Below are 8625 nucleotides of genomic sequence, written 5' to 3'. Positions count from 1 at the left end.
TAGTAGATGTCCCTTGAACAGAGTGTAGAAGCCCTGCGGTATCTGGGGCTGTTCAGCAATCTGGACGCTTCCAGTATTATGTCTACCACCGTGCATGCCCTTCGTCCTGAGGATCGTGTTGCAGCAGCCCGCATTCTCATGCGGGAAAAGTCGATTTCCGGAGTGCCTATCGTCGATGCCGACTTTCGGTTGGTGGGGCTCATTTCGGTCTCGAAGATCATTGAGGCGCTTGCCGACGGGCGTCTGGCTGACTCTGTTGACTCAGTCATGGTACGCGATGTGATCTCTCTGCATGCTCATGACACCTTTGAGACAATCCTGTCCTGTTTCCAGCGCTTCAAGTTTGGACGTTTCCCGGTGGTCGAGGAAGATGGCAAACTGGTCGGCATGATCACGGACACCGACGTCCTGTCGGCGATTATTCGCAGTTTCTACTCGGTGTACGTCCACGACCAGCGACGCACGATTACTCTCGGTAGCTTCTCGGCCCTCTCGAAAGAGTTCGAGAATAGTGCAGACTTTGTGTATGACATAAGCTGTACGGGACTTGAGAATGCTGGCGAAGGCTCGGCTCGGCTCAAGGCATTCCTCCAGACCAAGGGTTTCGGTGAGTCCGTTGTTCGACGGGCGAGCGTCTGTGCCTACGAAGCGGAGATGAATGTTTGTATCCATGCGGGCGGTCAGGGTTCACTCCGGGCCATTGCTCGCAATGGAGAGATCATAGTGCGCGTAGAAGACGAGGGACCCGGAATCGAGAACATCGATCTTGCGATGAAGGAAGGCTGGTCTACCGCGGCTGATGCAATCAGGGAACTGGGCTTTGGTGCGGGCATGGGTCTGCCAAATATCCGCAGGTTCTCCGACCACCTTGTGATTATGTCGGGCAAAGACAAGCCCACCAAGGTTGAGATGATTTTCCTGGAAAGTAAGGAATAGGAGGCAACATGACAGTCCATGACGTCATCGAATCACTGGGTGCGGACGTTGCGGTCGAGGGTGACACAACGCGGCTGGTAACGTCGGGGTATACCTGCGACCTGCTGTCGGAAGTCATCGCCAAAGCTGCCCCGGGATCGGCCTGGGTGACCATCCAGACGCATGTCAATGTTATCGCCGTCGCAGCGATGGTCGGCATCAGCGTTGTTATCGTCTGCGAGGGGCGAACCTGCGAGTCCGACGCGGTTGAGCACGCCGCAAAGGAACACCTGACGATCCTTTATTCCAAGGGTTCGGCGTATACCGTTTCCGGGAAGCTCTACGTTCTTGGGCTGAGGTAGCTCGTGCTGGAGGTACCCGGTGACCTGCACCTGCATTCGTGTCTGTCGCCGTGTGCGGATATCACGATGCTGCCGGGTGAGGTGACGGAGCGGCTTGTAGCGCGAGGGATACGGGTTGCCTCTCTGACTGACCACAACGCGGCGTGCAACGTGCCCGCATTTCAGCGGGTATTTCAGCGGGACGGCATTCTGCTTGTTCCAGGAATGGAGGCTACTACTGCCGAGGAAGTCCATCTGCTCTGCTACTTCGAGACGACAGGTGCCCTCTGGAAATTCGGTCGCAGACTGCTGGCATCGTACCCGCGCATCGTCAATGACCCCGAACGTTTTGGCTATCAGCTTGTTTGCAATGACCGGGATGAGTTCGTAGGCCAGTTTCCCTTTCTGCTATCTGTGGCCAGTCTGCTGAGTCTCGAGGAACTGAGAGGGCTTGTCGAACAGTTGGGCGGTGTCGTCGTGCCGAGCCATCTGGATCGCCGTTTTGGGCTTCTGTACCAGCTGGGGATGGTGACATCAGACATGGAGTTCCCCACATATGAGATCGCACACAAGGCCAACGTCGAGAAAATCGCGGCACAGCTGCCTGGTCACCCACAGTTCGTCTCGAACAGTGACGCCCACAACCTTGATTCCATTAGCCCTCCCAGGTATGTCCTCGAAATCGAGGAGCTGAGTGTTCATGAAGTACTCATGGCTCTTCGACATGAGAATGGAAGAGGAGCAAGGTTACTATGAGGACGATAGCGGACCATGTCCTGGACATTGCTTCCAACAGTGTGACGGCCGGAGCCACTCAAATATGGCTCGACATCGACCATGATCCGTCTGGCCACCTGTTTGTCTTTACCGTTCGGGACAACGGGTGCGGGATGGATGCCGATAGACGCACACGTGTGTTTGATCCGTTCTTCACAACGCGACCGCACAGTATCAGGAGGTTCGGCCTTGGATTGCCATTTCTCAAGGAAAACACAGAGTTGACCGGTGGAGGGGTCGATCTAAAGAGTGTTTCAGGTGAGGGAACGACAGTCAGGGCAACCTTTCATACGGACCACATTGACTGTCTGCCGTTTGGAGACCTGGCATCGAGCATTTTTGCTCTGCTCATCTCTGACGGTGCAGTGCGGTGGCATATCCACCGTGCAGAAGGAAATCTGGCATATTCTGTTGGTACCGAGGAACTGCAAGCGGTTTTTTCGTCGGAAGAAATGTCTGATCCTCAAGCGCAGTTGCTGCTTCTAGAGTTCTTGCGCGAGCAGGAGCGCGACGTGGTCCAAGGCAGCAGTGGCGAATCCGGCCAGAACGGTACGTGAAGGTGCTGGCGGTGACGAAACACGGATTGGAAGACGTATCAAAGGCGACCATTTCGCGTATGGCCACGTATCTGCGCTGTCTTACATACCTTGAGCAGCAAGGTGCGTCGACACTTTCGTCGCGGGAGTTGGCTTCGCTGACCGGGGTGAGCGCTGAACAGGTGAGACAGGACTTATCAGTTTTTGGTCGATTTGGCAAACGTGGCACCGGATACGATGTCGTTCGGCTGAAGACCGAAGTCGAAGCCATCTTCGGGCGTGGCGTCGAACGGTGGAAGTGCTGTATCGTGGGCGTAGGTTCCCTCGGCACAGCGCTCATTGCGAGTCGTATGGTTCGGAAGTGGGGATTCAGGTATGTTGCAGCGTTTGATACGGATCCGCGCAAGATCGGAACCCACGTAGAGCGCATACCTGTGTACTCCGTTGATGAGTTGAAGACGATTGTTCGCCGCGAACACATTGCCATCGGGGTTATCGCCGTTCCCGCCTCCAGTGTCCGAACCGTCGCACGAATCCTGTGCGAGGCCGGGATTCGCGGCATCCTCAACTTCGCACCTCAGAGCATCAAGGCCCCGGAGAAGGTCCCAGTTCTGTCGGTTGATCTCTCGCAGGAGTTCCTCAAACTGTCATTCTACATTCAGAGTGCGGAGCAGCGGGCGAGGGAGGAGCAGACCCAAATCGATGCCGCGTCACACAGCGAGTAGCGGCGCTTCCAAGGTACTACTCGTTGCGGGTGTAAGTAGACATTCATACGTCCGGCTTGCAAAATGCGACGACTGTAATTCCAGCCCTTTCTGCAAGAGGAATTCTGGAGCGTCTCGAGGAAATCGAGTATGAAACGAAAAAAGGGCTCACCAGCAAGTGCGCTGGTAGCCCTTGAGCGGTTGCTTTCAACAGTAGCTCTTACGAAGCAGTAGCCTTGGTCGCAACCTTGGCGGCGTTCGCCTTCTTCATCAGGCGCGACTTCTTACGGGCAGCCGTATTCTTGTGGACAATGCCCTTCTGAGCGAGTTTGTCGAGTTGTTTCACGGCGTCGACGACTTTCTCGGGGGCATAGTCGGATTTGCGAGCCATATCCAGAGCAAGTTTTGTCTTAGCTGTATGCTCGGTATTGTATGCAGTCCGTGTCTTGGTCTTACGGACGTCCTTAACAGAAGCTCTCTTGATTGGCATGAAACTCTCCTTTGTCTCTTCGGAACTTATCATGTTTACTGTACCCGTTTTTCCCTTGATGTCAATGATTGAAGGGCCCTTGCGTACATGATGAATGAACCATCTTGTCCGTCATGTCGCGAACTACAGGATTCCTAGACTGTGAACGGGGTAGCACAGGTTTTTGGACGCGGCATGTAACGGATATGGAAGGTTGACTCCTGTCCGTGCTGTTATAGAATTCACATGGTCCGCCCATGTTCGGGCAGATCTGATGGATATGCCCCGGATTACTCTGTGTGTTTGGCGAACGTCAGCAGTTCACACCATTGTCGTTTAGTGACGTGGGGAAAGGAGACAGCATGGAGCGCTTGTTACCGGAATTGGTCGATGACCTGGTCATTGCAACCGGAGAACCCGAGGAGTACCGACAGGTCATGAAAACAGAGTTGGTGGCTGGTACCGGTTATTGCAGTGCGACAACAAGAGACCGCAGGTGCCGCTCATGAACCTTGTCGTCCTTGCAGGCGGGCGTAGCCGACGAATGGGATTGCCCAAGTACTGCCTTTCTCTCGCAGGTATCCCCCTGTACGAATACCCCCTGCGTCGGCTTGGTGCGCTGTATCAGCGCCACATTATCGTCGAGAACAATGGCCTCATACCTGCAGACGGCAAGTCGGAGCGACTAGTTGTCAGCGACCTTGTTGCTGATGCAGGGCCTCTGGGTGGGATCTACAGTGGACTCAGGGCCTCAGATGCGGTACTGAACATGGTGGTCGGTGCCGACATGCCGTTTGTTTCTCCTTCATTGGCTCAGGCGATGGGAAAGCGTGCGTGCGTGCAGGATCTGGACATCCTTGTTCCCAACATTGATGGTCTTCTTGAGCCGTTGTTCGCCATCTATTCTTCTCGGGTCGCCAACGTCGCAGCCGAACTGCTGGCATTGGGGGTTCGCTCTGTCCGGGAACTGTTTAACAATAAGTCGTTGCGCATTGGCTTTATTGACCGGGTCTACACCATGCAATACGATGAGCGGTTGATGTCTTTTTTCAATGTGAACACACCGGACGATCTCATTATGGCACACCTGATGATGCGTGCGGGTGAAAAGTCGATAGAGGAAGAACGCGTGTAAATGTGCACATAAATGAGCTGTCCAAGCTATCACTGGCGAGGTCAAGAAGACCCACGTCATCGATGTGGATACGTGCATCAAATGCAGCTCGTGCTATGAAGTCTGCCGTTTTGGTGCTATTCTCAAAACGTAAGATACCCGGAGGGGGTTCATGATGAGTGAGAAATTGATCAACGCAAAGATCGACGGGAAGGACTATCAATTCCCTGTGGGAATGACGATCCTGGATGCCTGCAAGAGTGCAGGATATGATATTCCTACTCTCTGTTACCTTAAAGGCATTGCCGAGGAAGGCGCTTGCGGAATGTGCGTCGTCGAGGTCAAGAAAGCCAGGACCCTTCAAAGGGCATGTGTAACCAAGGTTACCGACGGTATGGAAATTACGACAGATTCTTCCGCCATTCATGAAGCACGGAAGACAAATCTCGAACTTGCACTTGCGCATCACCCTCTGGACTGCATGACCTGCGATGCAGATGGAGATTGCGAGCTACAGGAGCTTGCTTACCAATTCGGCATCAAGAAGAGCCAATTTCTCATTGACAGGGAGGCATTTGAGAGTCCAAAGAAAACCGCATGGGACACGAATCCCTTTATCCAGTTCGACCCGCAGAAGTGTATCCTTTGCAGGCGTTGCGTGGACGCCTGTGAGAACCAGGCATTGGTCGAAGCAATTGGCATGGCAATGAGAGGTTCCGAGTGTGTTGTGTCGACTCCGTTCAACGTGCCTCTTGAGGAGACTGACTGCCAGTTCTGTGGTGCTTGTGTACAGGCTTGCCCTGTTGGAGCACTTGTCGAGAAACCTCGCATCGGCAAGGGCAAGATCTTCAATCTTGAGAAGACCGACACCGTCTGTGCCTATTGCGGAACGGGTTGTGATATTTCCCTGTACAAGGATAAGAAGAACAACCTTGTGATGGCAAGAGGAATCGTAGATGCTATGCCCAACAAGGGGAGACTCTGTGTCAAGGGACGCTATGGTTTTGAGTACGTCAATAGTAATGAAAGGCTCACAAAGCCTCTCATCAAGGAGAACGGGAAGTTCAGGGAAGCCACGTGGGAAGAGGCCATCGCATACACGGCAACAAGGCTCCAGGAGATCAAGGATAAGTACGGACCAGATGCCATTGGCGTACTTGGCTCCTCCAGGTGCACGAATGAGGACAACTTCGCTGTGCAGAAATTTGCCCGTGCAGTTATTGGCACGAACAACGTAGACAACTGCGCGAGACTATGCCATGCCTCGACCATTGCGGGGCTAGGTAAGGCGCTTGGCGCGGCTGCAGCGACGAACCCGGTTGACGATATCAAGAATGCGGATGTAATGTTTGTCATAGGCTCGAACATGACAGAAAGCCACCCCGTGATTGCGCAGTTTGTGAAAGAGAACAAGAAGAAGCGTGGCGCAAAGCTTATTGTCTGTGATCCACGGAAGACCGACCTTGCAAAGGTTGCTGACATCTACATTCAACACTTCCCAGGCACCGACGTGGCACTTCTTAATGGCATGATGAAGGTCATGGTGGACAAGGGGCTTGTCAACAAAGAGTTTATCGAGGCGCACACAGAAGGATATGAGGAGTTCGTAAAGGTTGTTTCGAAGTACGACCTTGATATGGTCTCCAGGTTGACTCGCGTCGACAAGGCACTGATTGAGGAAGCTGCTATTGTGTATGCTTCTGCTCTCAATGCGACGATTTTCTATACGATGGGCATCACCCAACATTCAGTCGGTACGGACAATGTGCTCAGCATCGCAAACCTTGCCCTTGTCACTGGCCACATTGGAAGAGAAGGAAACGGCATCAATCCTTTGAGGGGACAGGCAAACGTTCAGGGATCCTGCGATATGGGAGCTCTTCCCGATGTTTATCCGGGTTATCAGAAAGTAACCGATCCCACTGCCAGAGAGAAATTCGAAAAGGCATGGGGCGTCAGACTTTCGGACAAGCCAGGGCTTCCTGTGACTGAATTTGGAGATGCTGCTCTCAGTGGGCATCTCAAGGCGGTATATGCCATGGGAGAGAACCCTCTCATGACGGAGCCCGACATCACTCATGTGAGGAAGGGACTGGAGGCTCTCGAGTTTCTTGCTGTTCAGGAAATCTTTATTTCGGAGACCGCAGAACTTGCAGACGTTATTTTTCCTTCCGCAGCCGCATATGAAAAGGAAGGAACATTTACAAACACCGAACGAAGAGTCCAGCTGCTCAGAACTGCTCGAGAAAAGCCAGAAGATGCAAAATTCGACTGGGAGATTGTTTCGCTCGTTGCAACAAAGATGGGCTACCCTATGACATACAGGAACGCTGCGGCAGTCATGGATGAAGTAGCAAGCCTCACGCCATCGTACGCCGGTATTCACCATTGGCGTCTTGAGAGAGGTGGTCTGCAGTGGCCCTGCCCCACTGACGAACACGCTGGAACAAAGATCCTTCACTATGGTGCAGTCTTCAAGAGGCCGAGCGGAAAAGCGCTCATTAGTCCAGTCGAGTACATTGAGGCAAAGGAGCTTCCGGATAGGGAATATCCGATACTTCTTACCACCGGAAGAATTCTCTACCACTTCCACTCTGGACAAGAATCCAGAAGAGTGAAAGTTCTCGACACGTTCGTTCCAAGAAACTATGTGGAGGTCAGCAAGGAAGATGCGAAGGAGCTTCATATCGAACACGGCGAAACGGTAAGGGTTTCGACAAGAAGAGGCAGTATCGAAGTCGAGACCAGAATCTCCGATAAGCCGATGAAGGGAGTAGTCTTCATTAGTTTCCATTTCCATGAGGCAAGCGTGAATCTTCTCACAAATGCGGCCCTTGATCCGGTATCGAAGATACCTGAATTCAAAGTCGCAGCATGTAAGATTGAAAAAATCTGATCAGGGGAGGAAAGGAATGGATCTACCGATGTTTACACCACCTCAAATTGCCGAGAAGCTGGGAGATGTTTGTCAGGGCAAGTGCAGGATGCCTATGAAGAAATTCTTTGTTCTTGCGATTCTCGCGGGTGCCTTTATCGCATTTGGTGCACAGTTGTCGATTCTTGTTGGTTCCGATGCGACGCTCGGGTTTGGCTTCACCAAGTTCATTGCTGGAGCCGTGTTCAGCGTGGGACTCATGCTGGTCGTGGTTGCTGGGGCTGAGCTCTTCACGGGTGACAACCTTATTGTTATTTCGGCTTTGGAGAAGAAAGTTCGCTGGGGAGAGGTCCTGAAGACATGGGTTGCAGTCTACATCGGCAATCTGGTCGGCTCGGTCTTTATTGCCCTTCTCTTGTATTGGTCGGGTCTCTGGAGCATGAATGGCAACCTCGTTGGTTCCGCTGCACTCAAGATCGCGGGAACCAAGGTCGGTCTTACCTTCGTTCAGGGACTTGTCAGGGGCATTCTCTGCAACTGGCTTGTCTGCCTTGCGGTGTGGATGGCAACTGCCTCGAAGGATATCATTGGAAAACTGTTCGCAGTCTTCTTCCCCGTCATGGCTTTTGTTGCCTCAGGCTTCGAGCACTCTGTTGCAAACATGTTCTTCATCCCCTACGGCATCCTCCTTAAGTCTGTTCCCCAGGTTGTGGCGGCTACAGGCAAGACCCTTGCAGATTTTGCAGGACTGAACTGGGTAACCCTCTGGACCAAGAACCTCATTCCTGTGACTATAGGTAACATCATTGGTGGCGCATTCTTCGTCGGCTTTATCTACTGGTTCGCATATTTGAAGAAGGGTCCTGGCACTGTGGAGACAAAGTAGGACCAACC

The 8625-nt window shown here is 52.9% G+C and carries 11 protein-coding genes; 10 read left to right on the top strand and 1 reads right to left on the bottom strand.

Going from position 1 to position 8625, the window contains the following annotated elements; all coding sequences use genetic code 11:
- The first annotated feature begins 6 nt into the window (after positions 1-6).
- From SMC3_RS04995 to SMC3_RS04975, 5 genes are read left to right on the top strand one after another with little or no spacing between them, the layout of a single operon-like run.
- Positions 7-936, top strand: a complete 930-nt coding sequence (locus tag SMC3_RS04995; RefSeq protein ID WP_119088337.1) for a CBS domain-containing protein — start codon at positions 7-9, stop codon at positions 934-936.
- A gap of 8 nt (positions 937-944) precedes the next feature.
- A complete protein-coding gene (locus SMC3_RS04990) occupies positions 945-1277 on the top strand; it encodes a hypothetical protein (RefSeq protein ID WP_207799674.1) in 333 nt (110 codons plus the stop codon).
- A gap of 3 nt (positions 1278-1280) precedes the next feature.
- Entirely contained in the window at positions 1281-2012 is a 732-nt protein-coding gene (locus SMC3_RS04985; protein ID WP_119089902.1) for a PHP domain-containing protein, read from the top strand.
- Complete coding sequence (locus tag SMC3_RS04980; protein ID WP_119088335.1) at positions 2009-2590, top strand: ATP-binding protein; 582 nt, start codon at positions 2009-2011, stop codon at positions 2588-2590. The genes SMC3_RS04985 and SMC3_RS04980 overlap by 4 nt, the downstream gene beginning before the upstream one ends.
- A gap of 11 nt (positions 2591-2601) precedes the next feature.
- Positions 2602-3294 (top strand): redox-sensing transcriptional repressor Rex, encoded by a 693-nt coding sequence (locus SMC3_RS04975; RefSeq protein ID WP_126850793.1) that lies wholly within the window; start codon positions 2602-2604, stop codon positions 3292-3294.
- Between the two features lie 199 nt (positions 3295-3493).
- On the opposite strand, the gene rpsT is transcribed toward SMC3_RS04975, so the two are convergent.
- Positions 3494-3763, bottom strand: a complete 270-nt coding sequence (gene rpsT, locus SMC3_RS04970; RefSeq protein ID WP_119089901.1) for a 30S ribosomal protein S20 — start codon at positions 3761-3763, stop codon at positions 3494-3496.
- A 341-nt stretch (positions 3764-4104) separates the two neighbouring features.
- Between rpsT and SMC3_RS09600 the strand changes: the two genes are divergently transcribed.
- From SMC3_RS09600 to SMC3_RS04950, 5 genes are read left to right on the top strand one after another with little or no spacing between them, the layout of a single operon-like run.
- Entirely contained in the window at positions 4105-4251 is a 147-nt protein-coding gene (locus SMC3_RS09600; protein WP_207799673.1) for a hypothetical protein, read from the top strand.
- Positions 4248-4877 carry a molybdenum cofactor guanylyltransferase gene (locus tag SMC3_RS04965; RefSeq protein WP_119089900.1) on the top strand — a complete coding sequence of 210 codons (630 nt, stop codon included), beginning with the start codon at positions 4248-4250 and terminating at the stop codon, positions 4875-4877. The genes SMC3_RS09600 and SMC3_RS04965 overlap by 4 nt, the downstream gene beginning before the upstream one ends.
- Before the next feature lie 28 nt (positions 4878-4905).
- On the top strand, positions 4906-5010 hold the full coding sequence (locus SMC3_RS09935; protein WP_119089904.1) for a 4Fe-4S binding protein: 105 nt from the start codon (positions 4906-4908) through the stop codon (positions 5008-5010).
- 21 nt (positions 5011-5031) lie between these two features.
- Positions 5032-7752, top strand: coding sequence for a formate dehydrogenase subunit alpha (gene fdhF / locus SMC3_RS04955; protein ID WP_119089903.1), 2721 nt, complete (start codon positions 5032-5034; stop codon positions 7750-7752).
- Positions 7753-7768: 16 nt separating this feature from the next.
- Complete coding sequence (locus SMC3_RS04950) at positions 7769-8617, top strand: formate/nitrite transporter family protein (protein WP_119089899.1); 849 nt, start codon at positions 7769-7771, stop codon at positions 8615-8617.
- Positions 8618-8625: the final 8 nt, after the last annotated feature.

Origin of the sequence: Candidatus Cryosericum hinesii (genome assembly GCF_003570985.1) — a bacterium.
Taxonomy (GTDB): Bacteria; Caldisericota; Caldisericia; order Cryosericales; family Cryosericaceae; genus Cryosericum; species Cryosericum hinesii.
Note: the sequence above shows the minus strand (reverse complement) of the source record. Positions and strands in the feature narration are given on the sequence as shown.